The organism is Pseudoxanthomonas composti (assembly GCF_004122095.1).
Taxonomy (GTDB): domain Bacteria; phylum Pseudomonadota; class Gammaproteobacteria; order Xanthomonadales; family Xanthomonadaceae; genus Pseudoxanthomonas_A; species Pseudoxanthomonas_A composti.
Map to the genome: position 1 here is coordinate 193,436 of NZ_SAWZ01000001.1, position 16,648 is coordinate 210,083.

General features: G+C 68.5%; 13 protein-coding genes. All 13 read left to right on the forward strand.

Going from position 1 to position 16,648, the window contains the following annotated elements; translation table 11 throughout:
* Position 1 precedes the first annotated feature (1 nt).
* The 13 genes from frr (at position 2) to EPA99_RS00830 (ending at position 16,620) form a co-directional block, all read left to right on the forward strand.
* Positions 2-559, forward strand: a complete 558-nt coding sequence (gene frr, locus EPA99_RS00770) for a ribosome recycling factor (protein WP_129469287.1) — start codon at positions 2-4, stop codon at positions 557-559.
* Positions 560-604: 45 nt separating this feature from the next.
* Positions 605-1,342: a polyprenyl diphosphate synthase gene (uppS, locus tag EPA99_RS00775; protein WP_129469288.1), complete on the forward strand. Its 738-nt coding sequence runs from the start codon at positions 605-607 to the stop codon at positions 1,340-1,342.
* A complete protein-coding gene (locus tag EPA99_RS00780) occupies positions 1,339-2,199 on the forward strand; it encodes a phosphatidate cytidylyltransferase (RefSeq protein ID WP_129469289.1) in 861 nt (286 codons plus the stop codon). Before uppS ends, EPA99_RS00780 begins: the two co-directional genes overlap by 4 nt.
* A 2-nt stretch (positions 2,200-2,201) precedes the next feature.
* A complete protein-coding gene (locus tag EPA99_RS00785; RefSeq protein ID WP_129469290.1) occupies positions 2,202-3,404 on the forward strand; it encodes a 1-deoxy-D-xylulose-5-phosphate reductoisomerase in 1,203 nt (400 codons plus the stop codon).
* Positions 3,405-3,416: 12 nt separating this feature from the next.
* A complete protein-coding gene (gene rseP, locus EPA99_RS00790) occupies positions 3,417-4,772 on the forward strand; it encodes an RIP metalloprotease RseP (RefSeq protein ID WP_129469291.1) in 1,356 nt (451 codons plus the stop codon).
* A gap of 103 nt (positions 4,773-4,875) precedes the next feature.
* Complete coding sequence (gene bamA, locus EPA99_RS00795) at positions 4,876-7,332, forward strand: outer membrane protein assembly factor BamA (RefSeq protein WP_129469292.1); 2,457 nt, start codon at positions 4,876-4,878, stop codon at positions 7,330-7,332.
* 141 nt (positions 7,333-7,473) lie between these two features.
* A complete protein-coding gene (gene lpxD, locus EPA99_RS00800) occupies positions 7,474-8,493 on the forward strand; it encodes a UDP-3-O-(3-hydroxymyristoyl)glucosamine N-acyltransferase (RefSeq protein ID WP_129469293.1) in 1,020 nt (339 codons plus the stop codon).
* Positions 8,494-8,500: 7 nt separating this feature from the next.
* Complete coding sequence (gene fabZ / locus EPA99_RS00805) at positions 8,501-8,965, forward strand: 3-hydroxyacyl-ACP dehydratase FabZ (RefSeq protein WP_129469294.1); 465 nt, start codon at positions 8,501-8,503, stop codon at positions 8,963-8,965.
* 2 nt (positions 8,966-8,967) lie between these two features.
* A complete protein-coding gene (gene lpxA / locus EPA99_RS00810; RefSeq protein WP_129469295.1) occupies positions 8,968-9,753 on the forward strand; it encodes an acyl-ACP--UDP-N-acetylglucosamine O-acyltransferase in 786 nt (261 codons plus the stop codon).
* Between the two features lie 32 nt (positions 9,754-9,785).
* Positions 9,786-10,988 carry a lipid-A-disaccharide synthase gene (gene lpxB, locus EPA99_RS00815; protein ID WP_241688240.1) on the forward strand — a complete coding sequence of 401 codons (1,203 nt, stop codon included), beginning with the start codon at positions 9,786-9,788 and terminating at the stop codon, positions 10,986-10,988.
* Entirely contained in the window at positions 10,985-11,647 is a 663-nt protein-coding gene (locus EPA99_RS00820; protein WP_129469297.1) for a ribonuclease HII, read from the forward strand. The genes lpxB and EPA99_RS00820 overlap by 4 nt, the downstream gene beginning before the upstream one ends.
* 323 nt (positions 11,648-11,970) lie before the next feature.
* Positions 11,971-15,531, forward strand: a complete 3,561-nt coding sequence (gene dnaE, locus EPA99_RS00825; protein ID WP_129469298.1) for a DNA polymerase III subunit alpha — start codon at positions 11,971-11,973, stop codon at positions 15,529-15,531.
* Positions 15,532-15,660: 129 nt separating this feature from the next.
* Positions 15,661-16,620, forward strand: coding sequence for an acetyl-CoA carboxylase carboxyltransferase subunit alpha (locus EPA99_RS00830; RefSeq protein WP_129469299.1), 960 nt, complete (start codon positions 15,661-15,663; stop codon positions 16,618-16,620).
* The last annotated feature ends 28 nt before the right edge of the window (positions 16,621-16,648 follow it).

Sequence of the window (16,648 nt, forward strand, 5' to 3'; positions counted from 1 at the left end):
GATGCTTAACGAGATCAAGAACGACGCGCAGAACCGCATGACCAAGAGCATCGAGTCCCTGCGCCACGACCTGACCAAGGTCCGCACCGGCCGCGCGAGCACGGCGCTGGTGGACCACCTGAAGGTCAACTACTACGGCTCGGACATGCCGCTGTCGCAGGTCGCCACGGTGACGGTCACCGATGCGCGCACGCTGACCATCACGCCTTGGGAAAAGCAGATGGTCTCGGCCGTGGAAAAGGCCATTCTGGCTTCGGACCTGGGCCTGACCCCGAACACCGCCGGCACCACCATCCGCATCAACATGCCCGCCCTGACCGAGGAGCGGCGCCGCGACCTGACCAAGCACGTCCACGGCGAAGGCGAGAACACAAAGGTCGCCATCCGCAACATCCGTCGCGACGCCAACCAGCAGAGCAAGGACCTGCTGAAGGAAAAGGCGATTACCGAGGACGAGGAGCGCCGCAGCCAGGAAGACATCCAGAAGCTGACGGACAAGGCCATCAAGGATGTGGACGAGGTGGTCAAGGCCAAGGAACAGGAACTGATGGCGGTCTGATCCGTCGTCGATCCTGTGACTGATCCTTATCGACCGGACAAGGCGATGCTTCCCCGCCACCTGGCCGTCATCATGGACGGCAACGGCCGCTGGGCGCAGCAGCGCCGCCGACCGCGCGCGATCGGCCACCGCGCCGGCGCGCGCGCGGTCAACGTGTGCATCGACTTCTGCCTGCAGCGCGGCATCGGCGCGCTGACGCTGTTCGCGTTTTCCAGCGAGAACTGGGGCCGGCCGGAAGACGAGGTCGGCGCGCTGATGAAGCTGTTCATGGGCGCGCTGGACCGCGAGGTGGACGAGCTGCACCGCCGCGGCGTGCAGGTGCGCTTCATCGGCGAACGGACGCGTTTCAGCGAGGCGATCCGCCTGCGCATGGCCAATGCCGAACGGCTCACCGCCGGCAACCAGGCGCTGGTGCTGTCCATCGCGGCCAGTTACGGCGGGCGCCAGGACATCGCCAGCGCCGCCCGTTCGCTGGCCGAGGACGTCGCCGCCGGGCGCCTGCAGCCGCAGGACATCACCGAGTCGCTGCTGTCCCAACGTGTGGCGCTGGCCGACCTGCCGGCGCCGGACCTGTTCATCCGCACCGGCGGCGACCACCGCATCAGCAATTTCCTGCTGTGGCAGCTGGCCTACACCGAGCTGTGGTTCACCGACATTCTGTGGCCCGACCTCAGCCCCGAACTGCTGCAGCGCGCGATGGACGATTTCGCCCAGCGCGAGCGCCGCTTCGGCCTGACCAGTGCCCAAGTGACCGCCGCGGCGGCAGAGACGACTCCCGCATGACCAAGACCCGTGTCATCGCGGCGCTCATCATGGCGCCGCTGGCCATTGCCGCCATCCTGCTGCTCAGCACGCCGTGGCTGGCCGCGCTGGCCGCGGCGGTGTTCCTGATCGGGCTGTGGGAGTGGTTTCGCCTGGCCGAGATCGACGACACCCTGCCGCGCACGGTGCTGCTGCTGCTCAATCTGGTGCTGATGGTGCTGCTGGTCTGGGCCTCGCGCGCCAGCAGCGGCTTTTCGCCCGCGCTGTTCCAGCTGATCGTGCTGGCGGGGGTGGCGTGGTGGGTGGTGGCCCTGCTGTGGCTGAAGTTCTTCCACTTCGCCTCGGACCACCAGACCTATGCACGGGTGTTCAAGCTGGCCGCCGGGACGCTGGCGATCGTGCCGGCCTGGGCGGCGCTGTGCCTGCTGCACTCCAACAACTTCGACGGCGTGGGCTTGCGCGACATCCGCGCCCACACCTGGCTGCTGACCGCGCTGGCCGTGGTCTGGGCCGCCGATTCCGGCGCCTACTTCGCCGGTCGCGCCTTCGGCAAGCACAAGCTGGCCCCGCGGGTGAGCCCCAACAAGACCATCGAGGGCCTGGTGGGTGGCGTCATCGCCGGCATCCTGGCCGGCATCGGCTTCGGCCTGCTGGCCGGCGTGGAGACCGCCAAGCTGCCGGCCCTGATCGCCGTCACCGTGGTGACCGTGCTGTTCTCGGTGGAGGGCGACCTGTTCGAGAGCCTGCTCAAGCGGCATGTCGGAGCCAAGGATTCGGGCAACCTGATCCCCGGCCATGGCGGCGTGCTGGACCGCATCGATGGCGTGCTCGCCGCGCTGCCGGTGTTCGTCCTGGGCAAGGAATTGCTGGGCTTCTGACCATGCACACCAACGCTTCCGCACCGCGCAGGGTCGCCGTCCTCGGCGCCACCGGGTCCATCGGCGCTTCGGCGCTGGACGTCATCGCGCGCCATCCCCAGCGCCTGCGCGCCACCGTGCTGGCTGCCGGCCGGCAGGTCGATGCGCTGCTGGCGCTGTGCCGGCTGCACCAGCCCGAGCATGCCGTCATCGCCGATGAAGAAGGCTTCCAGGCGCTGCAGGACGGGCTGCGCGATGCCGGACTGGCGACCCAGGCCCATGCCGGTGCGCAAGCGCTGGACGCCCTGGTGGCCTCCGAGGCCTGCGACACGGTGGTCGCGGCCATCGTCGGCGCGGCCGGGCTGTCCTCGACCCTGGCCGCCGCCCGTGCGGGCAAGCGCATCCTGCTGGCCAACAAGGAATCCCTGGTGCTGGCAGGCGAGCTGGTCATCGGCGCGGCAGAGGCCGCTGGCGCGGAGATCGTGCCGGTAGACAGCGAGCACAACGCCATCTTCCAGTGCCTGCGTTCACGGCAAACTCAGGGCGATGTCAGGCGCGTCATCTTGACCGCCTCGGGGGGCCCCTTCCGTGGCCGCGACCGCGCCTCCCTGGCCGCGGTGACCGTGGCCCAGGCCGTGGCCCACCCCAAGTGGTCGATGGGGCCGAAGATCTCGGTGGACTCGGCCACGCTGATGAACAAGGGCCTGGAACTGATCGAGGCCCACCACCTGTTCGCGCTGCCGCGCCAGCAGCTGGACGTGGTGGTGCACCCGCAGAGCCTGGTGCACTCGCTGGTGGAATTCATCGATGGCTCCACCCTGGCCCAGCTTGGCCTGCCGGACATGCGCACCGCGCTGGCCGTGGGCCTGGGCTGGCCGCAGCGACTGGAATCCGGGGTGGCCGGGCTGGACCTGATGACCCAGGGCCGGCTGGATTTCGAGGCACCCGACACCGAGGCATTTCCCTGCCTGCGCCTGGCCTGGGACGCCCTGGAGGCCGGGGGCACCGCCCCGGCGGTGCTCAACGCGGCCAATGAAGTGGCCGTTTCAGCCTTTCTTCAGGGCCGTATAGGCTTTCTATCGATTCCCGCACTTGTCGAAGAGGCGTTGGCTGCCGTGTCCTACGCCGCGGCCGACACGCTGGAAGCGCTCCTGTCCGCCGACGCGCAGGCCCGGCGTATCACCCAAGCCCGTATCGACCGCTATGCCCTCGCCCGCCCCGCATGAGTGATCGCCCGCATGAGTGACCTGATCGGTTCGATCTGGTGGATGGTGGTCGCGCTGGGCGTCCTGGTGACCTTCCACGAGTTCGGCCACTACTGGGTGGCGCGCCGCTGCGGTGTGCATGTGCTGCGCTTTTCGGTCGGCTTCGGCAAGCCGCTGTGGATGCGGCGCAACCGCCGCGGCACCGAGTTCGCGGTGGCCGCCATCCCGCTGGGCGGCTACGTGAAGATGCTGGACGAGGCCGAAGGCGAGGTCCCGACCGCGCGCCTGTCGCAGGCCTTCAACCGCAAGCCGGTGCTGCAGCGCATCGCCGTGGTCGCGGCCGGCCCCATCGCCAACCTGATCCTGTGCGTGGCCTTGCTGTGGGCCATGTTCGTCATCGGCAAGCAGGACTACGCCCCCGTCGTGGGCCAGGCCGAGGGTATCGCCGCGGCCTCCGGGCTGCGTCCGGGCGATCGCCTGCTGGCGGTGGACGAGCGCGGCGTGGCGACCTGGACCGATGCGGCCATGGCCCTGACCGCCGCGGCGATGGACCGGCACGACCCGCAACTGCGGGTCGAGGACGTCAGCGGCCGGGTACAGACGCGCAGCCTGGGGCTGAGCCAGCTGCCGGCGGGCTTCGACGAGGCCAACGTGGCCGGGCAGGCTGGCCTGCGCTGGCAGTTCGCACTCGCCCCGGCCCAGATATCGGACATCGCCAAGGGCTCGGCCGCCGACGGTGTGCTCAAGCCCGGCGATCTGATCACCGCGGTCGATGGCCAGCCGGTGCGCTCGGCCGACCAGGTCCAGCCCCTGGTGCAGCAGCTCGGCGAGCGCGGCGAGCGCGGCATGATCGAGGTGGACCGGGAGGGCGCCCGCCTGGCTCTGGAAATCGCGCCTCAGCGCGGCCAGGACGCGGACGGCAAGCAGGTCTGGCGCCTGGGCATCACCCTGTCCTCCGGTCAACGGCCGGCCTTCGACGCGGTGCAGCGTTACGGCGTGTTCGGCGCGGTGCCCATGGCCTTCCGCGAAACCGGCCGCCTGACCGCCGATTCGCTGGGAATGATGCGGCGCATGCTCACCGGGGCGGCCTCGCTGAAGAACATTTCCGGGCCGGTCACCATCGCCCAGGTCGCCAACGCCTCGGCCAAGCGCGGGGTGGACTGGTTCCTGTATTTCCTGGCCCTGCTGTCGCTGAGCCTGGCCATCATCAACTTGCTGCCCATCCCGGTTTTGGACGGGGGGCACCTGCTGTATTACCTTATCGAGTTGGTCAAGGGCAGCCCACTGAGTGAGCGCGCGATGGCCGCGGGTCAGTATTTCGGCCTGGCGGTCCTGGCGGGATTGATGGGACTGGCGTTCTACAACGACATCCTGCGCTTGGTGACTTGATGTGATGCCCTGCAAATCCGCTTCGGCGTGTGCCGATTCCACTGCCGAACGCCGCCCACCGCGGCGCTCCCTCCAGATTCAACGCTTGCTACCGGACGTGACGATGACGCGACTTCCTACCCGCCGCCTGCTTGCCCTTGCCCTGGCTTCGGCCGTGGCGACGCCGGGGCTGGCCCAGACGACGGCCTTTCCCGCGCCGGCGACGGACAGTAGCGCGGCCGCCTTCGTGGCCAGCGACATCCGCATCGATGGCCTGCAGCGCATCTCCGCCGGTACCGTGCTGACCTACCTGCCGATCGAGCGCGGCGACGCGGTCACCCCGGGCAAGACCGCCGAGGCGATCCGCGCCCTGTACAAGACCGGCTTCTTCGAGGACGTGTCGCTGGGCCGCCAGGGTTCGATCCTGGTGGTGACCCTGCGCGAGCGCCCCTCGATCAACAAGCTGACCCTGAGCGGCAACAAGGACATCAAGACCGAGGACCTGACCAAGGGCCTGGCCGACATCGGCCTGACCGAGGGCGGCACCTTCGATCGCCTGGCGCTGGACCGGGTAACCCAGGAGCTGGTGCGCCAGTACAACAACCGCGGCAAGTACAACGTGGTGATCACCCCCACCGTGTCGCCGCTGGACCGCAATCGCGTGGATGTCACCATCAACGTCAAGGAAGGCAAGGCCGCCAAGATCCAGCACGTCAACCTGGTGGGCACCGAGAAGTTCGAGAACGAGGACATCCTGGAGTACTGGGAGTCCAAGGAGCACAACTGGTTGTCCTGGTACCGGCGCGACGACCAGTATTCCAAGGAGAAGCTCTCCGGCGACATGGAGAAGCTCAACTCCTGGTATCTGGACCGCGGCTACGTCGATTTCAGCATCGATTCGACCCAGGTCTCGATCAGCCCGGACAAGCGCGACATGTTCATCAGCGCCGATGTCACCGAGGGCGAGCAGTACAAGATCTCCGACGTCAAGGTCACCGGCGACACCATCCTGCCGCAGGAAGAAGTCGAGCGCATGGTGCTGGTGCGCAAGGACCAGATCTTCTCGCGCCGCCTGCTGGAAGTGACCTCAGACTCCATCACCGCGATGCTGAGCAACGTCGGCTACGCCTTCGCCAAGGTCAACCCGATTCCCACCGTGGACCGCGAGAACCGCCTGGTGGCGATCAACCTGCAGGTGGTGCCCGGCCCGCGCGTGAACGTGCGCCGCATCATCTTCAAGGGCAATGCGCGCACCGGCGATGAGGTCCTGCGCCGCGAGATGCGCCAGTTCGAAGGCGCGTGGTATTCGCAGGCGGCGATCGACCGCTCCAAGATCCGCCTGCAGCGCCTGGGCTATTTCGAAACGGTGGACGTGGAAACCCCGCCCGTGGCCGGCACCGCCGACCAGGTGGACGTGGTCTACAACGTCAAGGAAACCACCTCGGGCAGCTTCACCTTCGGCCTGGGCTTCTCGCAGACCTACGGCTTACAGACATCCGTCCAGCTGTCGCAGAACAATTTCCTGGGCGGTGGCAACCGCGTGTCGGTGGATGCCTCGCGCAGCAGCTACCTGCAGCGCTACGGCTTCTCCTTCACCAACCCCTACTTCACCGATACCGGCGTGTCGCTGGGCTACAACCTGTTCTACCGCGAGTACGACTATTCGAACTCCAGCTTCAACACGGTCCAGTACAACAACACCAATGCCGGCGCGCAGATGGTGCTGGGCGTGCCGATCACCGAGAACGACACCGTCTCGGTCATGTTCGGCATCGACAGCAACCAGATCTTCGCTTATCCCAACAGCACGCCGCAGCAGCTGATCGACTACATCGATGCGGTGGGCCAGCGCACCTTCCATGCCTGGCGCACGGAAGTGGGCTGGGCGCGCGATACCCGCAACGACTATTTCATGCCCACGCGCGGTACCTACCAGCGCGTCTCGGCGGAAATCACCCTGCCCGGCTCGACCGCCGAGTACTACAAGCTCAACTACGAGTTCTCCAAGTACTGGATGCTCAGCCCGGCCTTCGTCCTGCGCACCGGCGCGCAGCTGGGCTATGGCGACAGCTATGGCGATGCCAGAACGCGCCAGGTCTGCGGCAGCGACACCACCAGCAATGGCGTGACAGTGTTCGTGCCCGCCGATTGCAACGGCTCTAACCTGAAGCGAACCATCACTGCCGACGGCCTGCCGTTCTTCGAGAACTTCTACGCCGGTGGCGTGAACTCGGTGCGCGGCTTCGACGACAACACCCTGGGCCCGCGCACCCCACCGACGCAGTTCTACGTCAACGGCCAGCCCTACGGCGGTTCGCTCAAGACCATCGGCCAGCTGGAAATGGTGTTCCCGAAGCTGTTCGACAGCAACGCCGCGCGCATCTCCGCGTTCGTGGACGTGGGCAACGTGTACGACGGGGTCGACAACTTCGACGCCAACACCTTGCGTGCCTCGGCCGGCGTGGCGCTGCTGTGGCGCGCGCCGGTGGGCCCGATCCAGATCAGCTACGCGTTCCCGTTCCGCAAGCAGCCGGGCGATGACATCGAACGCCTGCAGTTCACCTTCGGCGGCCAGTTCTGAGCTGAGCCTTGCGATGCCTGCGCAGAAGGCCCGGCCCCGCCCGGGCCTTCTGCATTCCTGGCCGGCCCAGGCCGATGCCTGCCCGCCCTGGCGGGCCGGCCTTTTCGCGCCGCCAACCCGCACCCGCTAGAATTCCCCGCCGTGAAGACCTTCCAGACCACCGCGGCCGAGCTGGCCGAACGTTTTGCCCTGCAGCTGCAGGGCGATGGCACGATCCCGATCACCGGCGTGGCCCCCCTGACCGAGGCCGGTGCGCAACAGCTGGGCTTCCTGGCCAATCCGCGCTACCTGCCGCTTCTGGAACAGACCCAGGCCGGCGTGGTGGTGCTCAACGCCGAGGCCGCGCAGGGCTATGCCGGCACGGCGCTGATCGCCAAGGATCCGCACGCGGCCTTCGCCAAGATCAGCGCCTTGTACGAACCGGTGCCCGAGCGCCCGGCCGGCATCCACGCAAGCGCTGTAATCGACCCCACGGCCGAGATCGCGCCGGACGTCCACATCGGGCCCTTCGTCAGCATCGGCGCGCGCAGCCGCATCGGCGCCGGCTGCGTGATCGGCACCGGCTGCGTGATCGGCGAGGACTGCAGCGTCGGCGATGGCACCGAGCTGATCGCCCGCGTCACCCTGGTCACCCGCGTGAGCCTGGGCCAGCGCTGCCGCGTCCATCCCGGCGCGGTCATCGGCGCGGCCGGCTTCGGCCTGGCCATGGAGCACGGCAAGTGGCTCAACGTGCCGCAGATGGGCGGGGTGCGCATCGGCGACGATTGCGAGATCGGCGCCAACACCACCATCGACCGCGGCGCGCTGGGCGATACCGTGCTGGAAGACGACGTGCGCCTGGACAACCAGATCCAGATCGCCCACAACGTGCATATCGGCGCGCACACCGCCATGGCCGCGCAGGTCGGCGTCGCCGGCAGCGCCAGGATCGGCCGCTACTGCATGCTGGCCGGCAAGGTCGGCGTGTCCGGCCACCTGGAAATCTGCGACAAGGTCACCGTGCTGGCCATGTCCATGGTGGCCGGCCCCATCACCGAGCCGGGCACCTACGCCTCCGGCATTCCCCTGACGGACGTCCGCACCTGGCGCAAGAACGCAGCGCGCTTCCGCCAGCTGGACGCGCTCGCCCGGCGCATCCCCGCCGCCAGCAAGGATTCCTAGACCCACCATGACCATGAACCTAGAACTTCCGCTCACCGTCGAGACGATCCAGCAGCTGCTGCCGCACCGCTATCCCTTCCTGCTGGTGGATCGGGTGACCGAGTTCGAGCCGGCCAAGCGCATCGTCGCCTACAAGAACGTGAGCTACAACGAGCCGTTCTTCGCCGGGCATTTCCCCGAGCGCAAGGTCATGCCGGGCGTGCTGATCATCGAGGCGCTGGCCCAGGCCGGCGGCCTGATCACGCAGATCGGCTACGGCGATGAGGCCAAGAACAAGCTGTTCTACCTGGTCAAGGTGGACAACGTGAAGTTCAGCTGCCCGGTGGTGCCGGGCGATCGCCTGGAGCTGGAAGTGGTGGTCAAGCGCACCATCCGCAACATGGCCCTGTACGAGGGCATCGCGCGCGTGGATGGCAAGCAGGTGGCCTGCGCCGAGGTGCTGTGCGCCGAGACGGACAAGCCCAAGGAGTGAGCATGAGCCAGACATCGATCCATCCCACCGCGGTCGTCGACCCCGGGGCGCGGCTCGGCACCGGCGTGCAGGTTGGCGCCTTCACTTTGATCGGCGCGGACGTGGAGATCGGTGACAACACCATCATCGGCTCGCACTGCAGTTTCCATGGCCCCACGCGCATCGGCCGCGACAATCATTTCGTCGGCCACGCCGCCATCGGCGGCCAGCCGCAGGACAAGAAGTCCAAGGGCGAACGCACCGAGCTGGTGATCGGCGATCGCAACGTGATCCGCGAGTTCGTCACCCTCAACCGCGGCACCGCCACCGGCAGCAACGTCACCCGCATCGGCAACGACAACTGGATGCTGGCCTACACCCACGTGGCGCACGACTGCATCGTCGGCAACCACTGCGTGTTCTCCAACAACACCACGCTGGCCGGGCATGTGGATGTCGGCGACTGGGTGATCATCAGCGGCTTCGCCGGCGCGCACCAGTTCTGCCGCATCGGCTCGCATGCCTTCATCGGCATGGGCGCGCTGGTCGGTGGCGATGTGCCGCCCTTCACCATGGTGGCCGCCGACGAACACGGGCGCCCGCGCGGCATCAACAGCGAGGGGCTCAAGCGCCGCGGTTTCGAACCCGAGCGCATCACCAAGATCAAGCGCGCCTACCGCACGCTTTACGTCGCCGGCGTGCCGCTGGCCGAGGCCAAGGCGCAGCTGGCCGAGCAGGCCAAGGACAGCGAGGACGTGCGCGAGATGCTGGAGTTCATCGAAGCCGGCGGCCGCCCGCTGCTGCGATGAGCACGCAGCACGCACCGACGCTGGGCGAATGGATGTCGCGCGGCGCCGGTCAGACCGCACCGGCGCGACGCCTGCGCATCGCGCTGGTGGCCGGGGAGGCCTCCGGCGACCAGCTGGGCGCCGGCCTGATCCAGGCGCTGAAGCAGCGCTATCCCGATGCCGAATTCGCCGGCATCGGCGGCGAGCGCATGCGCGCGGCCGGCCTGGAGGCCTGGCACGATGCCGACGAGCTGGCGGTCATGGGTCTGGCCGAGGTGCTGCGGCACCTGCCGCGCCTGCTCCGGCTGCGCAAGACCCTGCGCCAGCAGCTGATGGACTGGCAGCCGGACGTGTTCATCGGCATCGATGCCCCGGACTTCAACCTCGGCCTGGAGCGCTGGCTCAAGCAGCGCGGCGTGCGCACCGTGCACTACGTCAGCCCCTCGGTGTGGGCCTGGCGCGAGCAACGCGCGGCCAAGATCGGCGCCAGCGCCGACCGCGTGCTGTGCCTGTTCCCGATGGAGCCGGCGATCTACGCCCGCTACGGCGTGGATGCGCGTTTCGTCGGCCACCCCATGGCCGATGAGCTGCCATTGGAACCCGATGCCGCCCAGGCGCGGGCCGAGCTTGGCCTGCATGATCGCGCGCCGGTGCTGGCGGTGCTGCCGGGCAGCCGCCTGGGCGAAATCTCGCGGCTGGGCGCGGAGTTCATCGAGGCCGCGCGTCTGGTCGCCGAGCGAGTGCCGCATCTGCAGGTGGTGCTGCCGGCCGCCAACAGCGCCTGCGCCGAGGCGCTGCACCCGCTGCTGGCCGGCGCCCCGTTCCCGGCGCCGCGCCCGCGCCTGCTGCAGGGCCAGGCGCGCCAGGCCATGGTCGCGGCCGATGCGGTGCTGCTGGCCTCGGGCACGGCCACGCTGGAAGGCATGCTGGCCAAGCGGCCGATGGTGGTGGGCTACAAGGTCGCGCCGCTGTCGGCGTGGATCGCGCGCAGGCTGAAGCTGCTCAAGGTCCAGCGCTTCGCGCTGCCCAACATCCTGGCCAACGACGACCTGGCCCCGGAGTTCATCCAGGAAAACTGCACGCCCCAGGCCCTGGCCGAGGCGCTGGTAGGCCTGCTGCAGGATCCGGCGCGCACCGCCGCGCTGCAGACGCGGTATCGTGCGTTGCACCTGCAGCTTCGTCAGGACGCCTCGGCCAGCGCCGCGGCGGCCGTGGCCGAACTGCTCGATTCCCAAGACGCGCCGCGTTCGCCATGAGCCAAATCTGCCTGGACCTGCCCACCCCCGTGGCCGCCGCTTCGCTGCGGGTGGCCGGCGTGGACGAAGCCGGGCGCGGCCCGCTGGCCGGGCCCCTGACCGTGGCCGCGGTGGTGTTCGACCCGGCCAAGCCGCGCATCAACGGCCTGGACGATTCCAAGGCGCTGAGCGCCGAGCGCCGCGCATTCCTGTTCAACCGCATCGTCGAGCGCGCGCTTGCCTGGCAGGTGGTGGTGGTGGAGGTCGAGGAGATCGACCGCATCAACATCTACCAGGCGACCATGGCCGGCATGCGCCGGGCGGTGGACGCGGTGGCCCACGTGGCCGGCCTGGCGCGCATCGACGGCAACCGCGTGCCCAAGGGCCTGGCCTGCCCAGGCGAGGCCTGGATCGGCGGCGACGCCCTGGATCGCAGCATCATGGCCGCCTCCATCCTGGCCAAGGTCACTCGCGACCGCCTGATGCACCAGCTGCACGCGCAGCACCCCGAGTACGGCTTCGACCAGCACAAGGGCTACGGCACCCCCGCGCACCTGCAAGCCCTGCGCCAACACGGCCCCTGCCCGCACCACCGCCGCAGCTTCGCCCCCGTCCGCACCGCCCTCGGCCTCACGCCCACACCCGAAGCCTCCCCCGAACTCGCCACCACCGCCGCCTGAGCCCCTGCAGGCCGTCGATCTAGCCCATCCTCAGCAGGCAGCCCTGCCATGGCCATCGGTCAACTTCTGCGCAAGCGGAAGCTGACCGAGCGGACCGCCACACGCAACTTGTGGTTGGCGTTCCCTGCAGCGCCACGACAATGCAAATGGAGAAAAGCCCCCCCTCTGTTAGGGGGGCGCGCCGACAGGCGCGGGGGTAGGCAAGCCAAGGACACGGGGCCCAAGGTTTCGCGAAGCGAAACTTTGGGGGAGCAGCCCGCCGCGCGGGCAGCTCCTGTCAAGCCTTGTCCCCCCCCACCCCCGCCGCTACCCTGCTACGGACCATGTCGCGCTTCGTCCATCTTCATCTGCACACCGAGTTCTCGATGGTGGATTCCACCATCCGGGTGCCGGAAAAGCCCGAACAGGCCCGCCCGGACAAGGCCAAGCGGCCGAACGTGCTCAGCCGCGCGGTCGAGCTGGAAATGCCGGCGCTGGCGGTCACCGACCGCAACAACCTGTTCGCCCTGGTCAAGTTCTACACCGCTGCCGAGGGCGTGGGCATCAAGCCCATCGCCGGTGCCGACCTAATGCTGGCCGAGGGCGATGAGACGCCCTGGCAGATGACGCTGCTGTGCCGCGACCGCACCGGCTATCTGTCGCTGTCGCGCCTGCTCAGCCGCGCCTGGCTGGAAGGCCATCGCCAGGAGGGGGTGGCCATCGATCCGCAGTGGCTGCGCGAGGACCACGAGGGCCTGTTCGCCATCGCCGGGCGCCACAGCCTGGCCGGGCGCTTGTCGGCGATGAACAAGCACGACCTGGCCGAGCAGCACCTGGCCGACTGGCAGCGCGTGTTCGGCGATGACCTGCACCTGGAGCTCACCCGCACCCAGCGCGAGGGCGAACAGGCCTTCAACGCCTTCGCCCTGCACGCGGCCGCCGCGCGCGGCCTGCCGGTGATCGCCAGCAACGATGTGCGCTTCCTGCTACCGGACGGTTTCGAGGCGCACGAGGCGCGCGCCTGCATCGCCGCCGGGCGCGTGCTGGACGACCCCAAGCGCCCGCGCGAGTACTCGCGCGAGCAGTACATGAAGTCGCCCGAGCAGATGGCCGAGCTGTTCGCCGACATCCCCGATGCCATCGACAACACCTGGCACCTGGCGCAGCGCTGCAACGTCGAGCTGCAGCTGGGCACCTACTTCCTGCCGGCCTATCCGGTGCCGGACGATGAAACGCTGGACAGCTGGATCCGCAGCGAGTCCCGCCGCGGTCTGGCCGAGCGCCTGGAGAAGCACCCGCTCGCTCCGGGCATGACCCGGCAGGACTATGTCGACCGCCTGGAATTCGAGCTGGACACCATCATCAAGATGGGCTTCCCCGGCTACTTCCTGATCGTGGCCGACTTCATCCAGTGGGGTAAGAACCAGGGCATCCCGATCGGCCCGGGGCGCGGCTCCGGCGCCGGCTCGCTGGTGGCCTGGGCGCTGCAGATCACCGACCTGGACCCGCTGCCGTACAACCTGCTGTTCGAGCGCTTCCTCAACCCCGAACGCGTGTCGATGCCCGACTTCGACATCGACTTCTGCATGGACCGGCGCGATGAGGTGATCGACTACGTCGCGCGCAAGTACGGGCGCGAGCGCGTCAGCCAGATCATCACCTACGGCACCATGGCCGCCAAGGCGGTGGTGCGCGACTGCGGCCGCGTGCTGGGCTTTCCCTACGGCTTCGTGGACAGCGTGGCCAAGCTGATCCCCAACATCCTGGGGGTGACGCTGAAGGACGCGATGGGCGAAGGCAAGGACGAGTCGATGCACTCGCCCGAGCTGATCCAGCGCTACCAGGACGAGGACGACGTCCGCGAGCTGATGGACCTGGCGCGCCAGCTGGAAGACCTCACCCGCAACGCCGGCAAGCACGCCGGTGGCGTGGTCATCGCCCCGTCCCCGCTGTCGGATTTCAGCCCGCTGTTCGCCGAACACGACGAAGGCATGCGCGGCAAGAACCCGGTCACCCAGTTCGACAAGAACGACGTGGAAGCGGTGGGCCTGGTGAAGTTCGACTTCCTCGGCCTGCGCACGCTGACCATCATCGACTGGGCGGTCAAGGCGATCAACGCGCGGCACGAACGCGCGGGGATTCCGCCGGTGGACATCACCGCCATCCCGCTGGACGACGCGCCGACCTACAAGGACATCTTCGCCAACGGCAACACCGGCGCGGTGTTCCAGTTCGAATCCTCCGGCATGCGCCGCCTGCTGAAGGACGCGCGCCCGGACCGTTTCGAGGACCTGATCGCGCTGGTGTCGCTGTACCGCCCCGGCCCGATGGACCTGATCCCCTCCTTCAACGCGCGCAAGCACGGTCAGGAGGAGATCATCTATCCCGACCCGCGCACCGAAGCGATCCTGAAAGACACCTACGGCATCATGGTGTACCAGGAGCAGGTCATGCAGATGGCGCAGATCGTCGGCGGCTACTCGCTGGGCGGCGCCGACCTGCTGCGTCGCGCGATGGGCAAGAAGGTGCCGGCCGAAATGGCCAAGCACCGCGAGATCTTCCGCGAAGGCGCGGCCAAGGGCGGCGTGGCCGGCCCCAAGGCCGATGAAATCTTCGACCTGATGGAGAAGTTCGCCGGCTACGGCTTCAACAAGTCGCACGCCGCCGCCTACGCGCTGGTCAGCTACCAGACCGCCTGGCTCAAGCGCCACTACCCGGCCGAGTTCATGGCCGCCACGCTGTCCTCGGACATGGACAACACCGACAAGGTGGTGGGCTTCCTCAACGAGGCGCGCAGCTCGCAGCTGACCATCCTGCCGCCGACGGTCAACCACTCGGACTTCATGTTCGTGGCCACCGATGCGACCACCATCCGCTACGGACTGGGCGCGATCAAGGGCGTGGGCCAGGGCGTGTGCGAAACGGTCCAGGCCGAGCGCCGCGCTAACGGGCCGTATCGCGACCTGCTGGATTTCTGCAAGCGCACCGCCACGGCCAAGCTCAACCGCCGCGTGCTGGAAGCGATGATCAACGCCGGCGCCCTGGACGAGCTGGGCAAGAACCGCGCCTCGCTGGTGCTGCAGCTGCCCGAGGTGCTCAAGGCCATCGACCAGATCAGCCGCAACCGCAACGCGGGCATCTTCGACATGTTCGGCAGCGCCAGCGGCGGCGACGACATCCACATCGATCTGGCCGAGTGCGAGGAATGGCCGCTCAGCCAGCGCCTGGACGGCGAGCGCGAGACCCTGGGCTTCTACCTGTCCGGCCACCCGATGGATCCCTACCGGGCCGATCTCAAGGCACTGGTCGGCAGCGACCTGGGCGACCTGGAGTCGATGGTCAACACCTCCCCGCCTGGCGAGAAGAAGGGCTGGCGCCCGGAGACCCTGGCCATCGTCGCCGGGCAGGTGGTCGGCGTGCGGCGTAAGGGCGACAGCCAGGTCTTCGCTACCCTGGAAGATGGCCGCGGCCGCATCGAGTGCAGCGCCTTCACCGATGCCATGGCCGAGTTCGGCCCGCTGCTGACGCGTGGGCGCATCCTGATCATCAAGGGCGGGCTGCGCGAGGACGAGTTCAACGGCGGCTACAGCATGCGCATCCGCCAGGTCTGGGACTACGAGCAGATCTGCGCCCAGCACGCCCAGCGCCTGCTGCTGCGCCTGGACCTGCGCGATCGCGGCGCCCTGCCGCGCCTGGATGCGCTGCTGGCCCAGCATCGCCCCGGCAAGACCCCCCTGCGGCTGGACCTGGTGATGAACATCGACGGCGCCCCTGCCGCGGGCATGCTGGATATCGGCGGCACCGAGTCGGTGCGGGTGGACAGCGGCCTGCTCAACGCGCTGCGCGCCGAGGCCGGGGTGCGGGCGGTCAAGGTCAACTTCAGCCGGCCCTGGGCGCAGCACTGAGCCTCTCGGTCCGGCGTCCGCGCGCGACGCGGGCGCCGGACGCGGTACCGCCACTGGCCCTACCCGTGCGTACGGGACAAGCGGCGGGCATCGGCTAAACTCCCTCCTTTACCGGCCCACGGCCCAATGATGAACCCGAACTACCTCGATTTCGAACAGCCCATCGCCGATCTGGAAGCCAAGATCCAGGAACTGCGCAGCGCCAGCGCCGGCCCGGCGGTCAACGTCGACGCCGAAGTGCGTGCCCTGCAGGACAAGCTGCGCCTGCGCACCGCGCAGATCTTCCGCGACCTCACGCCCTGGCAGGTGTCCCAGCTCTCGCGCCACCCGGCCCGGCCGTACACGGCCGACTACATCCGCGCGATGTTCGACGAATTCCAGGAGCTGGCCGGCGACCGCGCCTTCGCCGACGACAAGGCGATCATCGGCGGCCTGGCCCGCCTGGACGGCCGGGCGGTGATGGTGATCGGCCACCAGAAGGGGCGCGCGACCAAGGAAAAGATCATGCGCAACTTCGGCATGCCCAAGCCGGAGGGCTACCGCAAGGCGCTGCGCCTGATGAAGCTGGCCGAGCGCTTCGGCCTGCCGGTGCTGACCCTGATCGACACGGCTGGCGCCTGGCCTGGCATCGACGCCGAGGAGCGCGGCCAGTCCGAGGCCATCGCCCGCAACCTGATCGAGATGGCCGAGCTGAAGGTGCCGATCATCTGCACTGTGATCGGCGAAGGCGGCTCGGGCGGCGCGCTGGCCATCGGCGTGGGCGACCGCACGATCATGCTGGAGTACAGCACCTACTCGGTGATCACCCCCGAGGGCTGCGCCTCGATCCTGTGGAAGGACGCGGGCAAGGCCAAGGACGCGGCCGAGCAGCTGGGCATGACCGCCAAGCGCCTGCACGAGCTGGGCCTGGTGGACAAGGTGGTGCGCGAGCCCACCGGCGGTGCGCACCGCAATCCGCGGCAAATGGCCACGCGCCTGAAGGCGGTACTGATCAACGAGCTCGACGCCCTGAGCGCCCTGTCCACCGAGACCCTGGTCGCCAACCGCTACCAGCGCCTGCGCGGCTACGGCGCCTACGAGGCCGCCTGAGCCGCCTGACCCCTGACCCCCACCGCGG

Coding starts and splice junctions, on each gene's coding strand:
- EPA99_RS00830 (WP_129469299.1), top strand. CDS start 15,661: ATGAACCCGAACTACCTCGATTTCGAACAGCCCATCGCCGATCTGGAA.
- bamA (WP_129469292.1), top strand. CDS start 4,876: ATGACGCGACTTCCTACCCGCCGCCTGCTTGCCCTTGCCCTGGCTTCG.
- rseP (WP_129469291.1), top strand. CDS start 3,417: ATGAGTGACCTGATCGGTTCGATCTGGTGGATGGTGGTCGCGCTGGGC.
- dnaE (WP_129469298.1), top strand. CDS start 11,971: ATGTCGCGCTTCGTCCATCTTCATCTGCACACCGAGTTCTCGATGGTG.
- frr (WP_129469287.1), top strand. CDS start 2: ATGCTTAACGAGATCAAGAACGACGCGCAGAACCGCATGACCAAGAGC.
- uppS (WP_129469288.1), top strand. CDS start 605: ATGCTTCCCCGCCACCTGGCCGTCATCATGGACGGCAACGGCCGCTGG.
- lpxA (WP_129469295.1), top strand. CDS start 8,968: ATGAGCCAGACATCGATCCATCCCACCGCGGTCGTCGACCCCGGGGCG.
- fabZ (WP_129469294.1), top strand. CDS start 8,501: ATGACCATGAACCTAGAACTTCCGCTCACCGTCGAGACGATCCAGCAG.
- EPA99_RS00780 (WP_129469289.1), top strand. CDS start 1,339: ATGACCAAGACCCGTGTCATCGCGGCGCTCATCATGGCGCCGCTGGCC.
- lpxB (WP_241688240.1), top strand. CDS start 9,786: ATGTCGCGCGGCGCCGGTCAGACCGCACCGGCGCGACGCCTGCGCATC.
- EPA99_RS00785 (WP_129469290.1), top strand. CDS start 2,202: ATGCACACCAACGCTTCCGCACCGCGCAGGGTCGCCGTCCTCGGCGCC.
- EPA99_RS00820 (WP_129469297.1), top strand. CDS start 10,985: ATGAGCCAAATCTGCCTGGACCTGCCCACCCCCGTGGCCGCCGCTTCG.